18 protein-coding genes, 1 tRNA gene and 1 other RNA gene are annotated in these 18,873 nt (G+C 61.6%); 10 read left to right on the forward strand and 10 right to left on the reverse strand.

Annotation, left to right across the window (positions count from 1 at the left end):
- Positions 1-153 precede the first annotated feature (153 nt).
- From BLU67_RS01585 to BLU67_RS01600, 4 genes are all read left to right on the forward strand, one after another.
- A complete protein-coding gene (locus BLU67_RS01585) occupies positions 154-576 on the forward strand; it encodes a DUF3052 domain-containing protein (protein WP_250506232.1) in 423 nt (140 codons plus the stop codon).
- Positions 577-612: 36 nt separating this feature from the next.
- Positions 613-686, forward strand: a tRNA-Val gene (locus BLU67_RS01590).
- Between the two features lie 251 nt (positions 687-937).
- Positions 938-2,968 (forward strand): DUF2207 domain-containing protein, encoded by a 2,031-nt coding sequence (locus BLU67_RS01595; RefSeq protein ID WP_092561348.1) that lies wholly within the window; start codon positions 938-940, stop codon positions 2,966-2,968.
- 75 nt (positions 2,969-3,043) lie between these two features.
- Complete coding sequence (locus BLU67_RS01600) at positions 3,044-4,678, forward strand: hypothetical protein (protein ID WP_143027304.1); 1,635 nt, start codon at positions 3,044-3,046, stop codon at positions 4,676-4,678.
- 3 nt (positions 4,679-4,681) lie between these two features.
- On the opposite strand, the gene BLU67_RS01605 is transcribed toward BLU67_RS01600, so the two are convergent.
- The 6 genes from BLU67_RS01605 to BLU67_RS01630 all read right to left on the reverse strand — a co-directional run bounded on the left by BLU67_RS01605 (position 4,682) and on the right by BLU67_RS01630 (position 9,622).
- A complete protein-coding gene (locus BLU67_RS01605; protein ID WP_092561352.1) occupies positions 4,682-5,617 on the reverse strand; it encodes an ABC transporter substrate-binding protein in 936 nt (311 codons plus the stop codon).
- Entirely contained in the window at positions 5,604-6,335 is a 732-nt protein-coding gene (locus tag BLU67_RS01610) for an ABC transporter permease (protein WP_092561593.1), read from the reverse strand. The genes BLU67_RS01605 and BLU67_RS01610 overlap by 14 nt, the downstream gene beginning before the upstream one ends.
- The gene (locus tag BLU67_RS01615) at positions 6,332-6,979 is read right to left on the reverse strand and encodes an ABC transporter permease (RefSeq protein ID WP_092561354.1); all 648 of its coding nucleotides are present in this window, start codon (positions 6,977-6,979) and stop codon (positions 6,332-6,334) included. The genes BLU67_RS01610 and BLU67_RS01615 overlap by 4 nt, the downstream gene beginning before the upstream one ends.
- Positions 6,976-7,788 (reverse strand): ABC transporter ATP-binding protein, encoded by an 813-nt coding sequence (locus BLU67_RS01620; protein ID WP_092561356.1) that lies wholly within the window; start codon positions 7,786-7,788, stop codon positions 6,976-6,978. Before BLU67_RS01620 ends, BLU67_RS01615 begins: the two co-directional genes overlap by 4 nt.
- 71 nt (positions 7,789-7,859) lie before the next feature.
- Positions 7,860-8,789, reverse strand: a complete 930-nt coding sequence (locus BLU67_RS01625; protein WP_092561359.1) for an acetamidase/formamidase family protein — start codon at positions 8,787-8,789, stop codon at positions 7,860-7,862.
- A gap of 56 nt (positions 8,790-8,845) precedes the next feature.
- Positions 8,846-9,622, reverse strand: a complete 777-nt coding sequence (locus tag BLU67_RS01630; RefSeq protein ID WP_092561361.1) for a TSUP family transporter — start codon at positions 9,620-9,622, stop codon at positions 8,846-8,848.
- A 41-nt stretch (positions 9,623-9,663) separates the two neighbouring features.
- Here BLU67_RS01630 and BLU67_RS01635 point away from each other — a divergent pair, with 41 nt between their 5' ends.
- The 3 genes from BLU67_RS01635 to BLU67_RS01645 are packed head-to-tail and all read left to right on the forward strand — an operon-like array spanning position 9,664 to position 12,061.
- A complete protein-coding gene (locus BLU67_RS01635; protein WP_092561363.1) occupies positions 9,664-10,494 on the forward strand; it encodes a Nif3-like dinuclear metal center hexameric protein in 831 nt (276 codons plus the stop codon).
- Positions 10,491-11,222 carry a zinc ribbon domain-containing protein gene (locus tag BLU67_RS01640; protein ID WP_092561365.1) on the forward strand — a complete coding sequence of 244 codons (732 nt, stop codon included), beginning with the start codon at positions 10,491-10,493 and terminating at the stop codon, positions 11,220-11,222. Before BLU67_RS01635 ends, BLU67_RS01640 begins: the two co-directional genes overlap by 4 nt.
- On the forward strand, positions 11,219-12,061 hold the full coding sequence (locus BLU67_RS01645; RefSeq protein WP_092561367.1) for a ribonuclease HI family protein: 843 nt from the start codon (positions 11,219-11,221) through the stop codon (positions 12,059-12,061). The genes BLU67_RS01640 and BLU67_RS01645 overlap by 4 nt, the downstream gene beginning before the upstream one ends.
- Here the strand turns inward: BLU67_RS01645 and BLU67_RS01650 are convergent.
- On the reverse strand, positions 12,058-12,792 hold the full coding sequence (locus tag BLU67_RS01650; RefSeq protein ID WP_176780652.1) for a YaaA family protein: 735 nt from the start codon (positions 12,790-12,792) through the stop codon (positions 12,058-12,060). The genes BLU67_RS01645 and BLU67_RS01650 overlap by 4 nt on opposite strands.
- A 32-nt stretch (positions 12,793-12,824) precedes the next feature.
- Here BLU67_RS01650 and rnpB point away from each other — a divergent pair.
- An RNA gene (gene rnpB, locus BLU67_RS01655) (RNase P RNA component class A) lies at positions 12,825-13,172 on the forward strand.
- Positions 13,173-13,192: 20 nt separating this feature from the next.
- On the forward strand, positions 13,193-15,964 hold the full coding sequence (locus tag BLU67_RS01660) for a DEAD/DEAH box helicase family protein (RefSeq protein WP_092561369.1): 2,772 nt from the start codon (positions 13,193-13,195) through the stop codon (positions 15,962-15,964).
- Here BLU67_RS01660 and ppgK read toward each other — a convergent pair.
- Positions 15,961-16,713 (reverse strand): polyphosphate--glucose phosphotransferase, encoded by a 753-nt coding sequence (gene ppgK / locus BLU67_RS01665; RefSeq protein WP_092561371.1) that lies wholly within the window; start codon positions 16,711-16,713, stop codon positions 15,961-15,963. The two genes, BLU67_RS01660 and ppgK, sit on opposite strands and share 4 nt — an antisense overlap.
- An 8-nt stretch (positions 16,714-16,721) precedes the next feature.
- Positions 16,722-17,597 (reverse strand): type I methionyl aminopeptidase, encoded by an 876-nt coding sequence (gene map, locus BLU67_RS01670; protein WP_092561373.1) that lies wholly within the window; start codon positions 17,595-17,597, stop codon positions 16,722-16,724.
- 53 nt (positions 17,598-17,650) lie between these two features.
- Between map and BLU67_RS01675 the strand changes: the two genes are divergently transcribed.
- Positions 17,651-17,833 (forward strand): hypothetical protein, encoded by a 183-nt coding sequence (locus BLU67_RS01675; RefSeq protein WP_092561375.1) that lies wholly within the window; start codon positions 17,651-17,653, stop codon positions 17,831-17,833.
- 185 nt (positions 17,834-18,018) lie between these two features.
- Here BLU67_RS01675 and panB read toward each other — a convergent pair whose 3' ends face one another.
- On the reverse strand, positions 18,019-18,867 hold the full coding sequence (panB, locus tag BLU67_RS01680) for a 3-methyl-2-oxobutanoate hydroxymethyltransferase (RefSeq protein WP_315971772.1): 849 nt from the start codon (positions 18,865-18,867) through the stop codon (positions 18,019-18,021).
- Between the last annotated feature and the right edge of the window lie 6 nt (positions 18,868-18,873).

Raw genomic sequence — 18,873 nt, forward strand, 5'->3', positions numbered from 1 at the left:
GCGTTGACCGGATGTCACTCCATTGTCCGACAGAACCGGGACTTTTGTCATGTTTGCTCGATCACCGTGGCGAACGCCACCGAGTCTCGCTACTGTAGGGGCATGCTCAACGCAACATCCGCGGCGAGCCTCGAAAATGATAGGAGTGCATCAGTGCCTACCAGCACTGAATCCGAGGCAGCGCGTAAGTTCGGATTCACCCACGGTCAAGTCATCCAGGAGTTTTACTACGACGAGGACGTCGATATGGCGCTCCGCGAATCGATAGAGGCTCTTACGGGCGAAGAACTCGCCGATGAAGAATTCTCAGACACTACCGATGCCGCCATGATTTGGTGGCGCTCGGAGGACGCCGACGAAGACGATCTCGTCGACCTCCTCATGGATGCATCGGCCAACCTCGATGATGGCGGCGATATTTGGGTCATGACCCCGAAGGCAGGCCGGTCCGGTCACGTCGCGGTGGCAGACGTTGAAGATGCCGCGACGACAGCTGGCATGCATGCGTCGGCAAGTGTCGACGCCGCTAAGGACTGGATCGCGATGCGATTAGTCGTGCGAGCCCCAGGCGTGTAAAGTTTCCCTTCGTAGCCGGCACGGTTGTGTCGGTCCGGGCCTGTAGCTCAGTTGGTTAGAGTAGCTGGTTTACACCCAGTTGGTCGGGGGTTCGAGTCCCTCCGGGCCCACTTTTCGGAACACAGTTCCATGTCTGCCTCGCGTCGCGTTTGTATCTTCGGTGAGTCTCGGTCTTGGATCGTGCTTGCCTTTTCCACGTGCTTGAAGTTCCCACGAGCCAAACCCACGACCATGTTCGTGGTGCCGCCGATGACCGAACTGAAACAGATGCAGCCTCTGCTTGTTTTCATTGGGGCCAATGTTTAGCCGTAACGTGAAGACGGTGAATACTTAGTCAAGTGGTCATCGTTACCGGCTACACGTGATCGTCCGATACGATGACCGCGACGAATTGACCGTCCACGGAAGGACCCTCGTGCATCGATTGATACGCGTGCTGTTCGCAGCCTTGTGCGCCTTGGCTCTGACGTCTGGCATCGCTGCTGGGGCGACAGCGCAGCCATTACGCACGTACGAGACGTCCGTAAGGGGCCTCCCAGCTGCCAATGGCAACCCCGGTGACGATGTCATTGATCACCTCGACGTCGAAATCCAGCTCAACAGTAGTGGTGATGCCAATATCCGGGAGACGTACCGGTGGGATTTCGGCCAGCGCCGGGGACTTGGGTTCTACCGAACCCTTGTCACGAAAATGGGTTACTCGCCAGATCCGGACAAGATCCGCGTCTATGAGGTCAGTGGCGAGCACGTGAGCTCAGCGTCGGGAGCGCCGGCTGGCGTCTGGCGTGAAAGCGAGTCTCGAGGTCTGCTGAAGCTCTCGATCGGAGCCCCCGATGGGTCCGACGATCGAGTTACCGGAATTCAAACCTACACTTTGACATACCAGGTCAAAGGAGCGATCAACGCGATCAAAGAAGGAGATAACGCGGGTCTGGAGGAGTTCTACTGGAACATCTTCGACAATCTTGACGTGCCGGCACGTTCGATCGACGTCACGGTGTCGGGTCCCGCGGAAGTCAAGGATATCTCCTGTTTTGTCGGTCCTTCAGGATCTGATACCCCCTGTAACTCCTACAATTCCTCGTTGAATCGGTCGACCTACAGTTTTTCTGACGTTCAGAAGCGCGATGCTGTAACCATCATGGCCGCATTCCCCTCCGGCACTTTTGCCTCAACGGCTCCAATCCTGGTCGACGCTCCACCTGATCGATCGCGGCAGTTTACGAGCATGTTGTCCATGATTGCTGGAGTGCTTGCCGCTGTCGTGGGTGTCGTCGTTGCGGGCAGCTTTGGGCTGCGGAGGATTCATCGCCGCCGAGAGCGCGATGAGGCGTGGATGGGAGTAACCCCCGGTGTCATCTCTCCAGGAGCGCCGGTTGGGCCTGCAGAGGAAACTCCAATCGCCGTTCGTTTCACACCGCCCGAGAATTTAACTCCAGCCGAAACTGTCGTTCTCATGAATAAAGCCCGGACCGATAAGAGTCTCGGTGTCATGTTGGTCGATCTCGCGATCAAGGGATACCTGTGGGTCTCTGAGGTTTCGTGGACTACCCTCTCAGGGAAGAAACCCAACGATTGGGCGCTCACGCTCACCGACCAGGTGCCGGAAGGACTCGCAAGCTACGAAAACCGAACGCTGTCAGCGCTGCGCGTATTCGCAAACCCTAGCGAGCACGGTCCGCAAGTCTATATATCCCGTCTGAAACGAAAGTTTCATACCTCAGCCGCAATGATTGACCACGATCTTATGAGAGAGGTCGAGCGCAAACAGCTGTTCAAGTCTCAACCGAAGAAGCGCTCAAAATCGTCAGCGGGAATGATTTTTTTCCTCATTGTTTTGGGTTTCTTCATGCTGAATATGCTCGGGACCGGCGTGTCAATCACCGCGGCTACGCAGAGGTTCAGCGTGATGTCGTGGCTGCCCTTCGCCGTGGTCTTGGTCATCTTCTGCTCGATCATGATCTCCGCCTTTGGTTCAGGGAAGAAGACAGCTCGTACGGCCTACGGCCACGCATTGTTCAAGCAAGCTGAAGGGTTCAAAGAATACCTCGAGACGGCAGAGGCCGACCAGATCATTCACGAATCGAAGCAGGCCGAGTTTTCCCGCTGGCTACCCTGGGCGATGGCTTTCGGAATCGAAGACCGCTGGGGCGTTGTCATGGACCAGATTGTCCAACGTAGCGGGAATACCGGGTACAGCAGCTGGTACCAAGGCCGAAACATCACGTCGTATACTGACTTCTCGAGTTCCGTCTCCCAGTTTGGATCATCGTCTTCGACGTCGATGGTTTCTCAGCCATCGTCGTCTGGATCATCGGGAGGATCAGGTGGATTCAGCGGTGGCGGATCCTCCGGTGGAGGCGGCGGTGGGGGTAGTGCCGGCGGGCGCTGACATTCGCATTGGACGCCAAAAGGTGTCTACGATGGCCAGGTTGCCTCCAGACAGGCGATCGTGGAAGGAAGACTCGTGTCTCGCTCAACCCGGACTATCAGCGCACTATTTGCCGCCGCAGCATTAGCTCTAAGCGCGTGTACATCGAGCGGTAACAATGCCGATGCAGGCGCCTCGACAGAAGAGGAATCCGCCAACGTCACGTATCTCGAAGTAGCAAAACCAGTTACTTTCAAAGGAGATGCTCAGGCGCAGTCGATTGCTGCATCCTCCGCGCTTTTCGGGTCATCGAGCCTCGCTGTCCTCGCCCCTGAAGGATCACCGAAGGAAACGATTCGCGCCGCATCTATTGGACGAGCCCTGGGTATTCCCACCCTTGCTGTCTCAACTGATACCGCAGGCGTTGTTGAGGAGCTCAAGCGACTCGGAGCCGAAGCGGTCATTGTCGCCGGTGACGTTAGCCTTCCCGATGATTCGGGGGTTGACCTTTATCGAGCTCCCGCGAATGCGGCAGACCTCACAGCTGCTACCGGAGTTGAGGTTAAGGGGAGTCCGCTGCCTGAATCCGATGATGCTCAGGCATTGCGCGAACTTCCGGAACGTACCATTTTCGAAACAACTGACACGACCTCGCCGGACGACACCGTCGAGGTACCCAAAAAGGGCTCACTAACCCTGCGAGCCGACAAAGTGCCCGGCGGCACCTTAGCTCTCGTGAGCAAGGATCCAGCGACAGTCGCTGCCGAGGCTACGGCTGCCGCCGCCGGAGTGAAGACGAGTCCGAGCGAAGGCGATTTCAGGGGTTCGGGAGAACTGATCAAACAGGTAAAGGAAGCGGGGTCAGTCATCGGTATTGGCGATGCCTTCCCTGACGCAGAGGACTTTGCGTGGGAGGTCGAGGTTGCTAAATCCGGTCAGGAATTACCCGGCGGCGGACAGCTCGTCTTCTCCGGAAAAAGGTACGTGGCACTCTACGGAACTCCTGTCACCCACAGTCTTGGTGTTCTTGGTGAACAAGACGGACCTGCCACCATTGATCGAGCGGCGAAATTGGCAGCCGAGTATCAGGAGCTCACGGAGGACAAGGTCATTCCCGCTCTGGAGATCATTGTGACGGTGGCGTCTGGAAAGGCCGGCGATGACGGCAACTATTCCAACGAATGGGCGATCGAGCACTTCACCCCGCTGATTGAAGCAGCTGGTGAGGCTGGCCAGTACGTGGTGATTGACTTCCAGCCTGGCCGAGCGGATTTTCTCTCCCAAGTTAAGCAGTACGAGGAGCTCCTGAAGTACCCGCACGTAGGGATCGCTCTGGACCCAGAGTGGCGGCTTGGCCCAAACGAGCGCCCGTTGACGCGTATCGGGCATGTGGAAATCGATGAAGTTAACCAGGTGATTGACTACCTCGCGCAGCACACCAAGGAGAACAAGTTGCCGCAGAAAATGGTGATTCTGCACCAGTTCCAAATCCAGATGCTGCGCGATCGGGCACAGGTCAACACCTCACACCCGGAGGTTGCAGTTCTCATTCATGCCGATGGTCAAGGCACTCAGCCGCAGAAGAACGACACATGGCAAGCGCTTTTGAAGGACGCGCCCGAGGGTGTGCATTGGGGCTGGAAGAACTTCATTGATGAAGACCACCCCATGCTCACCCCCGAGCAGACCTATCGAATCGAACCGCAGCCAGACTTCGTGAGCTACCAGTAGCGGTTACTTACCGATGAGGCCCTTTTCGGTCAGCCAGTCCTTAGCAATGGTGGCCGCAGATGCCTTTTCGTCACCTGAGCTGCGGCCATTCATCTCGATGAGGGCATCGGTCGTTAACTCCGCCGAGACCTTATTGATGACGGCCTTTATGTCGTCGGTCATCGCCTCGGTTCGCACAAACGGGATGACGTGCTGAGCAGCGATGAGGTTCTCGGGGTCGTCCAGCGTGACGAGGTTGTTGTCCTTGATTGCTGGCGTGGTCGAGTAGATATCGGCCACGATCACGTCGCCATCAAGTAGTGCCTTGACGGTTGCGGGGCCACCGCCGTCGTTGATCGGCACGAACTTGACACCGGTGATGCCGTAGACGCGTTCCAATCCCGGAATACCGTAGGAACGTTCAGCGAATTCCGGATTCGCAGCAAGTGAAATTCCCTCGACGTTCTTCAGGTCAGCGATCGAGGCGAGGGAGTGCTCTTCGGCCGTCGCCTGCGTGACGTTCAGTGAGTCCTTGTTCTCAGCGGGAGAAGCCTCCAGCACTTCGGTGCCGTCGGGCAGCGCGTCAGGAAGCGCCGCCATGATGCCCGCAGGATCGGTCTTGTCTGTCTCCGGATCAAAATATGCCAGGAGGTTTCCGGTGTAGTCGGGCACGAGATCGATCTCGCCGTTTTCCAATGCCGGTGCATAGACTTCGCGAGCACCGATCTGCATCGAACGCTTGACCTGCACGCCGGCATCTTCGAGTGCCTGGGCATACAGCTCGCCGATGATTTCGGATTCCGGGAACTGCGCCGAACCGACGGCGATGGAGCTTGCTGAACCGCCGTCGCCTGTCGGAGACGTCGTCTTCTTGGCATCGTCCGCATTGGGGTCGGAACAGCCGGCGAGGGCCAGGGCGCTGGCAAGTAGTGCGGGGAGAATGAGATTACGTCGCTTCATGGGAAACCTCCACGTCAATATCGGGACTAAGCGAACGAGATGGTTGCGGCGTACGCGCCGCAGGATTGGCGACACGCGCGGCGTATCGCTGAACGAGAGCAAAAAGCATGTCGATGAGGAAGGCAAGCGCCACCACGATGAGGGAGCCGCCCATCACTCGCGGCAGATCGCGCACAGCCAGACCATCGATGATGTAGCGGCCAAGTCCTCCGAGGGGCACAAACGCAGCGACGGTCGCCGTCGCGATGACCTGCAGCACCGCTGAGCGAAGACCGCCGACGATGATGGGGGAGGCGAGCGGAAGCTCGACGCGCGAGAGGATCTGCCACTCTGTCATACCCTGCGCGCGCGAGGCATCGATGACCGCACGCGGCACGGCTTCGATTCCCGAGTAGATTCCGGCCAAGAGAGGCGGGATACACAGAATAGCGAGCGCAAGGATCGGTGGGGTGAGCCCGATTCCCGTCAAGAGAACGAGGAAGGTCAAGAGACCAAGTGTTGGGATGGCGCGAAGGGCGCCCGTGAACGTCACGGCAAGGGTATGGAAGCGGCCTGTGTGGCCGATGTAGAGGCCGAGCGGTACTGCCACCAGCGCGGCAATCCCAACCGCGAGGGCGGTATACCCCAGGTGCTCGCCGAGGCGCACGGGAATTCCTGCTGGTCCGCTCCATGACTCGGGACGGGAGAACCACTCAATGGTGTCGGAAAGAATGCTCATGCGCGGGCACCCGCCTTCGCCGTCCATGGCAGCAGCAGGCGACCAGCGAGCACGATAAGCCGATCAAAGATGAAGGCGACCGCGATAATGAGCACGATCCCGATGATGATCTCGTCGATGAAAGAGCGTTGGAAGCCGTCAGTAAAGAGCGAGCCGAGGTTGGAGATCCCGATGAGTGCCGCAATGGACAACAGTGAGACGGTCGAGACGGCAACGACGCGCAGGGAGGCGAGCATGACCGGACCGGCAAGCGGGAGCGTGACGCGAAGTGCGCGCTGGGTGCTGGAGTAGCCGCAAGCCTCGGCAGCGTTCAGGACATCCGAGGGGACGGAGTCCAGGGCGTCCGCCACGGAGCGAACCATAATCGCAAAGGCGTAGATCGTGAGCGCAACGACGGCATTGATGGCGGAGAGGTAACCCTGGCCGAGGAGCGTGGGGAGGATGACGAACAGCGGCAGGGAGGGAATTGTGTACAGGAGCGAGCCGGCACCCAAGATGAGGCCTCGCACCGGCTTGACGGAATAGGCGAGCCAGCCGGCCGGCAGCGCGAGGAGAAAACCCAATGCGATGGGGATCGCCGACAGGTAGACGTGCCGCCAGGTCAGAAGGGCCAGGTAATCTGCGTTCGCGAGTGCCCAGTTCATGAGTCCAACACACCCGCGACGCGGCCGTCGGCGGTCACCACGATCTGCTCGCCGTCGCGCTCTTCAATGCGAAGGTGCCGCCGCTTGGTATCAAGGCCCACGAACTGCTCAACGAAGTTGTCGGCGGGATTGGCCAGGATCTCGGCGGGTGAGCCGATCTGGGCGACCTGGCCACCGGATTTCATGATGACGACGATGTCGGCCAGGGCAAAGGCTTCGTCGATATCGTGCGTGACGAAGACGACCGTCTTGTTCAATTCCCGGTGGAGCCTGCGAGTTTCGGCCTGGAGTTCGGCGCGGACGATCGGGTCAACGGCGCCAAAGGGCTCGTCCATGAGCAAGATATTGGGATCGGCCGCGAGGGCGCGGGCAACACCCACGCGCTGGGCCTGACCGCCGGACAGCTGGCTGGGGTAGCGCTCAAACATCGAGTGGGCGATGCCCACTACATCGAGAACCTCCCGCGCCCGTGCGTGCGCTTCCTTCTTAGGTTGACCGTTCAGGCGGAGCACGGTGGCAACATTGTCGATGACCTTGCGGTGGGGAAGAAGGCCCGACTGTTGCATGACGTAGCCGATGGAACGGCGCAGCTGGACCGCGGGCCGGTCGGCGACGTTTTCTCCGTCGATGAGGATGGCGCCCGACGTCGGATCGACCATGCGGTTGATACAGCGCAACAGCGTCGTCTTACCAGATCCGGAGGATCCGACGAGCGCCGTCAGTGAGCCGGAGGGGATGTGTAACGAGAAATCGCGTACCGCTTCGGTGCCGTCGGGATACCTCTTGGTGACAGCTTCGAAGTCGATCATGTCTCTTCCCGCCGGTAGCTTCCCTAATGCTCCATCGTCTCAACGAGCCACGAGCGCGGCAACCGGAGGCTTTAGTCCACGAGCTCCTTGGGAAGCCGGTGGACCGTGACGGCACCGATGGCGGTGAAAGGGTGGAGCGGATCAGGCGTCTTTGAGCCCGTGGGGCCGCCGAGTTCCGAGTGCACCAGGGCAGACATGACGACGTAGGCGTCCTCTCGGCTGTAACCGGCCTCAAGGAGGAAATCGAAGCAGTCTTCGTAACCACGTTTGATCGAGTCTTGGACGGGATCGCCGATACCGATAAAACACCATTCGGACTCGGTCTCCACACGCGGGGCCCGCAGGTTGGCACCCTTGACCAGGTCGATGCTGATCACCGCGGTGCCCTCGGCTTCGATGGCGACGAAGGATGATTCAGCACGCGCCATGACGGCGTGGATATCGCCGAGAGACAACAGTCCGCCCGGCACCTCGACGGGCAGGTAGACGATCGAGCCCGGGCTAGCGTCGGTCAAGTCCATGTTGCCGCCGGAGCCGAAGGAGGGCATCACCGTCGAGCCGGGCTCGCCCGCCGGTGCGGTGCCGATACAGCCGATCATGGGACGCAGCTCCGCGGTGATGGACTCAGTGAGCAGGGCAGCGTCGTTCGTGAGCGTGATTTTGCGGGAGAAGAGCTCATCTCCCATGCGTTCGGTCAGGGCGCCCGCGCCGGGCAGGTAGACGGACCAGCCGTGATCGCCCAGGACGATGTCGTGGATCGTGACCCGCAGCGCGTCGCCGGGTTCGGCGCCGTCAACGTAGATGGGGCCTGTCACTGGGTTGATCGGCGCGGTCACGGCCTCGAGGCTGCCACGCTCATGCAGCTGCACAAACAGTTCGCCGTCGGTTTGCATCGCGATCGTCTCGCCCGTTCCGGGCGTGATCGTGAGGACCGGAGCGATAGAGCGATCGAAACTCGTTTGGCCATGGGACTTATCGAGGACGTGGTCGTAGCGAGTCATGCCTTAAGGACTATCAGGACTGGGCTCGCGCCGGGCAGCGTTAGGCGCGAATCTCACTACGCGAACTGATCGATGAGGAGTTTGACGCTCAACGCGACCACGATTGCCAGGAGCGCCACGCGCACGAGTGCCGTGCCTTTGGACAGCACGAGCCGAGAGCCCAGCAACGAGCCTGCGATATTCGCGACCGCGAGCACGAGGCCAAGGGACCACCAGATGTGTCCGCCGAGCCCGAAGACCAGGAGCGCTCCCGCGTTGGTCGCCACGTTGACAACTTTGGCGGCTGCGGCTGAATGCAGGAAGGAGGTGCCAAGGATTGAGGTGAACGCGATGATGAGGAACATGCCCGTGCCGGGCCCAAAAACCCCGTCGTAGTATCCGATGACGGCAACAGCGATGAGGGCGACGATGTACCACTTCTGGGTGGCGCGTGGCATCGACCGGCCTTCTTTACCAAAGTTTGGCCGCAGCGCGACGTAGGTTCCGACGGCGAGTACCGCGACGATAATGACGGGACGCATGATGTCGGGATTGACGAGGGTCGCGGTTAGCGCGCCGAGCGCTGCTAGCCCAAAGGCCGTCACGGCTGCGGCCACCAGCGGACGCTTTGGGAGGGGGATCGAACGCAGGTAGGAAACAGCCGCGGCGATCGTGCCGGATAGCGCCGCTACCTTGTTCGTGCCGAGCGCCGTGGCGGGGGCGAGGCCCGGGACCGCGACGAGCATCGCAGGGATAAGGATAAGGCCGCCCCCGCCGATAACGGCGTCGATAAAGCCCGCGAGGAGGGAGGCCCCCAGCAGCAGCGTGAGGGTCATCGGGTCGGGCAGAGCCATGGGTGGGCATCCTGTTCTGGTGGCGCAGGTAGGCTTGGTGTGTGGCAACTTTATCGCTTGCAGACGTCCTGAACCTCATGGAGCGTGCGTTTCCCTCGGGCCTTGCAGAGCCGTGGGATTCTGTCGGCCTAATCTGCGGAGACCCAGCCCAGAGTGTGCGGCACGTGCATTTTGCGCTCGACCCCGTCGCCGCGACGGTTGATGAAGCCATTGTGTCCGGCGCCGACCTGCTCATCACCCACCACCCGCTCTATCTCAAAGGGACCTCCACGGTTGCCGCCAATACTCCCAAGGGTGCGCTCATCCACCGGCTCATTAGCTCGAATACCGCGCTGTTTAATGCGCACACGAACGCGGATTCGGCAGCCGAGGGCACGGCCGTCGTGCTGGCAGAGCTGCTGGAGTTGACGGAGATCAAGCCCGTCGATCCTGCGCAGGACGATCCGTCACTTGGCCTTGGCCGCTATGGCCGACTGCCAACCGCGATTACGGCGAATGAGCTCGGGCAGCGCCTTGCCGAGCTCTTGCCCGCCACGGCGCGCGGCGTCGCGATCGGAGGCGATCGCAGTGCACGAATCGAGACGATCGCGCTGTGCCCGGGTGCGGGTGACAGCTACCTCGATCGCGTACGCGACCTGGGCGTCGATGCCATGCTGACCTCCGACCTGAGGCACCATCCCGCCTCTGAGGCACTCGAACACGACGATGCCCCCATCCTGTTCGATGCCGCCCACTTCGCAACGGAATCGCCCTGGATGACGCGCGCTGCACAGGTCCTATCGCGCGCCGCCAGCGACGAACTCACCGTGAGCGTCTCGCAGCTCAACACCGACCCCTGGACCACGATCTATGTGAAGAAGGATGCGCCATGACGACCGCTCAGCCCGCTGACCAGCAACTCCTGATCGCCCTGCAGGAGCAGGACCGGCTTCTCGCCCGCCTCGCGGCAGAACGCCGCAAGCTGCCGATCCTTGCCAAGCTCGATGAGCTGCGGGAGGCGGAGGGCCAGCTGGGACGTGAACGTATTGCAGCGGAGACGGCGCTCGCGGACGCCCGGCGAGAGGTGTCCTTCGCCGAAGGCGAGGTCCAGATCGTGCGCACGCGCCGCGAACGTCAGCAAAAGGTCTTGGACTCCGGCGCGCTGGCACCGAAGGACTTGGGAAACCTCCAATCCGAACTCGCGAACCTTGCTGCCCGTCAAAGCGAGCTGGAAGACGCGGAGCTTGCCGCAATGGAGAACCTCGAGGCGCGCCAATCCCAGCTCGACGCCGTAGGCGAGCGCGCCACCACGATCGAAACCGAGATCGCGGCCGCGAGCGAGCAGGCGGAGCGCGAAGGCGGCGAGGTCGAAAGCCGCATCGCCAAGGCTGAGGCCGACCGCGAGACGATTGCCGAGAAGATCCCGGACGACGTCCTATCGCTCTACGACGAGGTGCGCGCTCGCACGGGTGGACTTGCCGTCGTTGAACTACACGGCCAGGTCACCTCGCCGGTGACGCTCGATTTCTCGCTCGCTGAGCTCGATGCGATCCGCTCCACCCCGGCGGATGAGGTCTACGTGTCGGACGAGCACGAGTACATCATTGTGCGGATGTCGTGAGCTGGGTTATCCACACCGACGGGGGTTCGCGCGGTAACCCGGGGCCCGCGGCGCTCGGCTTCGTCATCCTTCGTGATGGCGTCGAGCGCCTGGCCTACGGCGAGTTTCTTGGCACTGCCACGAATAACGTCGCGGAATATACCGCGGTGTTGCGAGCCCTGCAGCGCTTTTCTGAGCTGGCAGCGCCCGGCGACCGGGTCGAGGTTCGAGCCGATTCGAAACTCGTCGTCGAACAGCTCAGCGGACGCTGGAAGATCAAACACGCGGACATGCGAGACCTCGCACTGAAGGTCAAGCGTGCCTACGATCCAGACCTCGTGACCTATACCTGGGTCGCGCGCGAGCACAATGCGCGCGCCGATGAGATGGCGAATAAGTCGATGGATCAGCGCGGCACAGTGGAATCCGGAATCGAAGCTCACGAGGTGACTGAGCCCGCGGCGCCTCCCAACGGACGGGTGCGCGTGGTCGTCGTTGCTGCACCGATGACCGATCAGACTCTCACCATGGTCGATCGGTTAAAGATCGGGGCCGACGCGCGGTTCTTGCCCGTCCGAATCGCGCACCGCTCGGATGCCCCGAGCCAAGACGGCGCGATTCGACTCGCGCGTCACCTGCGCTCGCTCGGCGCCGAGGTCCAGATCGAGGAGAGCCGGGAGACACTCACCCAGGCCGCCCACAGCACCGGCACGGTCGTCCTCGTTGCCTCCGATGCGGGCGCAATCCTGCAGCCCTTGAGTGGTTCGCGGTTTTCCATCGCGCCCGCGCCCGGCTCGGTGAGCGTCATCGATTCCGATGACGGCGCACTCACCGTGCGCGCGCTCGGCGTCTTCCTCTAGTCACGAACCACCAGCGTCAGCGTTGCGGCATCCGCGCTGCGTGACTCGACTTCAACCCCGAAGCCCGTTCGCTTCGCAATCCGAGCAACGTCGGCAACGCTTGCCACCTTCGCTCGGGTCGTCGTGAGCTCGTGCGTCAACAGGCCGCGATAGTGCTTGGCCATGTGTGAGACGATGCTGCGCGCCCCATTGCGCTCGCGAACTGCCTGGACGCTCACGTGCGCGACGCCCGCCGGCACCTGCCACATGCGCTGGTAGAGGCCAGAGCGGCAATCGATCACAAGACCGTCGCGGCGAGCCGCCTCGTCCAGGGTGGCGCTGAGTCGCGGCTTCCAATACGAAGCGAGGACACCAAGCCCGGGCAGCTTTGATCCAGCGGGTAGTCGATAGGGAGCAATGACGTCCGTGGGGCGGACAACGCCGTACTTACCGGAAAAGATCCAGACGTCGCGATCGGGACGCGCAGCCCTGAGTTGGGCGGCATCAAACAGCACCCCGGTGTAGATCTCGTGCGCGAACCCCGCTCTGCCCGGTGAGATGTTCCAGGCTAGGTCCGCGCGCGATTTAGGTCCGACCTTCAGCGCCGCAGCGGCGGCGTCCGAGGAACCGAAAGCGGCCAGTGCGGCCGCGACCTGCGCACGCGGCTCATCGAGTTGAGGGAAACTGACGTGTGGCTCGGCAGCAATTTCGGGCTCAGACTTACCCTCAGAGGGTGGCAGGGTGATAATCACGCAGCCCAGCCTAGCGGTAGACTGAAGGTGGATGAGCTGGCTAGGTGACCGCGGCAGATGTCGAGGAACGTCCGGGCACCGCAGGGCAGAACGGTGGGTAACGCCCACCCGGGGCGACCCGCGGGAAAGTGCAACAGAAAGTAGACCGCCTGGCAACAGGTAAGGGTGAAAGGGTGGTGTAAGAGACCACCGGCGCTTTCGGTGACGGAGGCGGCCAGGTAAACCCCGTTCGGTGCAAGACCGCGCAGCAGGCGAGCGGCCCGCTCAACGCCTGCGGGTAGGTTGCTAGAGCCGCACGGCAACGTGCGGCCAAGATAGATGGTCACCACCGGTTCCTTTGGGAGCCGGCACAGAACCCGGCGTATCGGCCGGCTCATCCGCCCCGGGCTAGCATGGCCCTATGACGACGCCCGATGTCAATGCATCAGACCTCGCCGACCACCACCAGTGGGGGTTTTCTGGAACGTTCCGCTCCTATCAGCAGCGGATCCTTGATCGCTACGAGGATCTCGTAGCGGATCAGCGCATCCATATCGTTGCGGCTCCCGGCTCCGGAAAGACGATCCTCGGTCTCGAATTCATCTGCCGACTCGATGCCCCCGCCCTCGTGTTAGCACCCACGATCACTATCAGAGACCAGTGGATCGACCGGTTTGCCACCCACTTCCAAAACGCGGCCGACCCGCAGGCCGATCCCCGAGCTTGGTGCTCCACCTCGCTGCACCATCCCGCACACATCACGGTCATCACCTATCAAGCGCTGTTCTCGGCCTATACCCGCGCTCTCGATGAGGAAACCGGCGAGGACTTCGCCGACGTCGATGTTCTCGCCGCCGTCACCGAACGCGGCATCACGACGATCTGTATGGACGAGGCCCACCATCTGCGGGCCCAGTGGCATCGTGCGCTGACGGCCTTTATGGAATCGATGCGCGCCACGTGCCCGGAGCTCACGACGATCGCCCTGACAGCGACCCCGCCGTATGACTCGACGCCCGCCCAGTGGGAACGCTATGAAGAGCTGTGCGGACCGATCGACGAAGAGATCTTCGCCCCCGAACTCGTCGCAACCGGCGACCTATGCCCGCACCAGGACTATGTCTATGTCACCGAGCCGAACCGGCAGGAGCGCGCCGAGATCGCCCAATTGCGGGAGCGTGGAGTCGGCGTCATTGCCTCGCTCACCGCGTCGGGAAGCCTGCGTCAGATCGCGGCAGATCTCGTGCGGCTGACCGATACCCAGGTGCAAGAAGCGCTCGATGATGAGGATTCCTTCTACGCCTTGATCCGACTCCTGACGGCGACGGACCAGGAGGTGCCGCGCAGTATCCGGGCGCTGTTCACCCAGCGTCGACCAGAACTCGCAGACGAACTCGGGTTGCAGTTCATCCTCGATCACAGCGACATGTTCACCTCGAGCGCAGTGGACGAAATCCGCGGCGAGCTTGTGAGCGCTAACCTCCTCGACGGGAACAAGATTTCGGTGACGGGCGAACTCAAGGTCAATCGCCTTCTGACCCAGTCAGCCGGGAAGATCCGTGCCGTCAGCGATATCGCCGAAGAAGAAGTTAACGGGATGGGCGAGCGCCTCCGGATGGTCGTTCTCGCCGATCACGTGCGACGCGAATACCTGACGAGCCTCGGGCGGGAGGATTCCATCGTCCATATGGGGGTTATTCCGCTCTTTGAAGCCTTGCGTCGCCGCGTCGGGCACGCCGCCCGCATCGCGGCCCTCACCGGGTCGGTCATTGTCATTCCTCGCGCCGCTCTGAACGAGATCACGCAATACGCAGCAGAGCTTGGCGGCGAGGTCACCCAGGCCAAGGACGTCACCGATGACTACCTCCAGGTGGCGTTTTCTGGCGGCACTCGGGTCTCGGTGCCGGTGATGACGAAGGCATTTGAGGAGGGCTTGTTTACAGTCCTGGTCGGCACGGCTGCACTGCTGGGGGAGGGGTGGGATTCTCCGCGAGCCAACGCTCTCATCATGGCGAGTTCCGTGCGCGCCTTCATGCTGACGAATCAAATGCGCGGCCGGGTCATTCGAATTGACCCGCTGGATCCCGACAAGACTGCCAATATTTGGCACATCGCCACGTGTGATGTCGTAGAAGAAGGTCTCATCGCCGATCACCTTAACCGGCGCGCTGGCGAGGGAGCCCGAGTCCTTGCCTCCCACGATGTTCGCTCCTTGATGACACGCTTTGAAGCATTCGTCGCACCGCGAGCGGATATTCCTGTGATCGAAAACGGGTTTGAGCGGTGCTTCGATAAGCCTCCCGAGGAGGCCTACCACCGCATAGCAGACGCCAATGAGACCATGATGAACCGTGCCTATCGGCGCGATGAGATGCGTGCGCAGTGGGCGGCCGCCCTCGCCGACGGCAACTATCCCGACAGCCAACCGTTCGAAATGCAGCTCAAGGTGGAAACCGAGCAGGACGTGTCCGCTGGCGTCTTTCCCTACCTTGATGTCATTGTCTTCGCGGTGCTCGTCGTCCTGTTCTCCCTAGGGATTGGCGCGACCGAGGCGGGGACCCGGCTCGTTTCCGGCCCTCTTGCCCAAACGCTCGTGATCGCTGGCACGCTACTGGTCGGTGGTCTTGCCACCTGGATGCGGATGCGCTCAGTCGCTCAGATCACCGGTAGTGAGCGCCGCCTACGGGCTGAGGCCATTGCCGTTGCTCGAACCCTGAAGGAACTGGGGATCATCTCTTCGGAGACCTTGGCCGTCGAGGTCGACATGCCCGAGTATGACCCAACGAGACGGACGCGCCTACGCCTGTCAGGCGGCACCTTTTCCGACCGCCAGCAGTTCGCGACCGCCATGCGCCAACTGTGTGGGCCGATCACGAATGCCCGATATCTGATCACCCCGGCGCATCGGATCAAGATCCGGGGCATCTTCTTTGCCCAATCGGTACCAGACGCGATCGGACTGCGCAGGCAGAGTGTGGACATCTTCATCTCCGAGTTGGAAAAGATGAAGCTGCCGATGCAGGCGATTTACACCAGAAATCCCGAAGGCCGCGACTTCTTGCTCAAAGCCCGCCGGCGCAGCGGCTCCAATATCGCCGCTCGCATCACCCGCCAATCCCGGCGTTATGCGCGCCAGCTGTCAGCCGTCACGAAACTCTTCGGCGAGGGCGGCGGTTTCGAGGGCGGGGACTAACCCTCGTAGCCTTCGCTGGCGAGCGCAGCCGCGCCCACAATACCCGCCTGGTTGCGCAATGTGGCCGGAACAATCGGGCAGCGAACCGAAATGAGGGGCAGGAATTGGTCGTGGTCTTTGGAAACGCCGCCACCGACCACGATGAGGTCGGGGGAGAAGAGCATGTCGAGATGTGAGTAGTACTTCTGCAGCTTTTTCGCCCACTTCTTGAAGTTCCACTCGTTTCGCTCACGCACGCCCGCCGATGCCCGATGTTCAGCGACGTGCCCGTCGAGCTCGAGATGGCCAAGTTCGGTGTTCGGAATGAGCTGACCGTTATAGATGAAGGCCGAGCCGATCCCCGTACCGAGGGTGGTGACGATGACGAGACCCTCCTGGCCAACTGCCGCACCAAATTTCGCTTCGGCGTAGCCCGCAGCGTCCGCGTCATTAACCGCAACAACGGTGCGACCGAGGCGCTCGGAAAAGAGCTCGGGGACGTTGACACCCTTCCAGGACTGGTCGAGATTGGCAATGAAACCGACCGTGCCGTGCTTGATGGGCGCCGGAAAGGTGATTCCCACCGGGACGTCATCGGCCGGCTTGAAGTGTTTGATGAGCTCTTCGCAGGTATCAGCTACCGCGTCCGGGGTGGAGGGGTGCGGGGTCGGGATCCGGTAGCGGTCATCGGCAAAGCTGCCCGTGTCCAAGTCGACCGGCGCACCTTTGATTCCCGATCCACCGATGTCGATTCCGAATGCGTCGCTCATGTCTCTCCTTAAGGCAGCGTCAGGATATCTGCGCCGGTTGGCGTTACGGCGATCGTATGTTCGAACTGCGCGGTTCGCGAATGATCCTTCGTCACCACGGTCCATCCGTCATCCCACTGATATGACTCGGCCGTGCCCAAGGTGAGCATCGGTTCGATCGTAAAGACCATGCCGACCTCGATGACCGTGTCATACATGGGAGCCGCGTCGTAGTGCGGAATGATCAAGCCCGAGTGGAAGGCCTCACCGACTCCGTGGCCCGTGTACTCGCGCACCACACCGTAGCCAAAGCGCTTGGCATACTTTTCAATCACGCGGCCAATGACGTTGACTTCGCGACCGGGCTTGACGGCCTTGATGCCGCGCTCCATCGCGAGTTTGGTGCGTTCCACGAGCAGGCGCGCCTCCTCATCAACGTCGCCGACGAGAAACGTCATATTGGTATCACCGTGGACACCGTCGAGGTAAGCCGTGACGTCGACGTTGACGATATCGCCGTCAGCCAGGGCAGTGTCGTCAGGGATGCCATGACAGATGACCTCGTTGATGGAGGTGCACAGCGATTTAGGGAAGCCCTGGTAGTCCAGGCACGAGGGATAAGCCCCGTGGTCGAGTAAGTAGGCGTGACCGACCGCATCGATCTCATCGGTCGTGACGCCCGGCGCAATCATCTTCTCGATCTCCGCCAAAGCGCCGGCCGCGACCTTGCCAGCGGCACGGATCTTTTCGATTGTTTCAGCCGATTTAATCTCGCTAGCTGTCACGCGCTCCGGGCCGGTTCGGCCGACGTATTCCGGGCGCGCGATGTGTCCGGGAACGGTACGTTTGGGAGAGAGAGTGCCGGGGGTCAGTACTCCGCGAGGAGCGCGATCGATCGAGGTCATGCTTCGATCCTAAAGCCCCGGCTCCCCGCACGTGAAAAGGAGAAGGAGTAGGCATGGCTGCTGAGTATTACTACGTCATCGCAACCGGTGAGGTCGAAGAGGGCCGCCAGTCGGGCGCAAGCGGACGAATGGGGCCCTATCCCACGCGCGAGGCTGCCGAGCACGCGATGCAGATCGCCAAGGAACGCAACGAGAAGTGGGAAGAAGAAGACCGGGAGTGGAACGAGGAGGACTAGCCTCCTCTTCGCGCTTGTGAGCGTCAGACTTGACCGGCGGCATCATTCCAATGGTCCGCGGCGACGCTCTAGCGAAGTCGTGCGACCGCGGGGCTGGTGCGGTTCTATGGGCGCCCGTTCATGCCGGAGACGACACGAAGGGCTGACATATCATCGCGAGCTTTCGCTAAAACTCAAACGCCCCACTATTCCTGGTAGGAGTGTTCAGCAGCGGGGAAGGTCCCCTCGCACACCTCGTACTTGTAGGCCCGTGCAGCGTTGTAGAGCTCAGCGCCCACGTTGCCGAACTGCTTGGCAAAGCGCGGTGACCAGCTCGTCATGCCCGCCATGTCGGTCCAGACGAGGACCTGGCCATCGCAGTTGACGCCCGCTCCGATTCCGATGGTGGGAATATCGAGGACCTCGGTGATGCGTTCGGCAAGCGGGGCCGGAACCATTTCGAGCACGATCATGATGGCGCCGGCATCTTGCAAGGCGATAGCGTCCTCGACGAGAGTCTCGGCGGCATCGCCGCGACCTTGAACCCGCTTTCCACCAAGAACGTTTTCGGCCTGCGGCGTGAATCCGAGGTGCCCAACGACGGGGATCCCGGCGCGGGTGAGCAGCTCGACGTGGCCGGCGAGGTGGGCTCCGCCCTCGAACTTCACGGCGTGCGCGTTGGCTTCCTTCAGCATCCGTACGGCGGTCGCCAGGGCCTGCTCGGGAGAGGCCTCGTAAGAGCCGAATGGCAGATCGGCAATCACCAAAGCACGCTGGGTGGCGCGCGTGACGGCCCGCACTGCGGGGATCATCTCGTCGACCGTCACCGGGATGGTCGAGGGGTATCCCAGCATGTTGTCGCCAATGGAATCGCCCACGAGAATCGTGTCGATACCGGCCTCATCAAAAATGCGAGCGGTCACGGCGTCGTAGGCGGTCAGCATCGTGATGCGTTCGTGGCGTTCCTTCATCGCGCGCAGATGGTGGACTCGCACCCGGCCGGGCACCGGCACGCCCTTCTTGCCGTCTTTGGGTTGGCCCTGGCCAACGGCCAGACCGAT

Source organism: Bowdeniella nasicola (assembly GCF_900107735.1).
Lineage (GTDB): Bacteria > Actinomycetota > Actinomycetes > Actinomycetales > Actinomycetaceae > Bowdeniella > Bowdeniella massiliensis.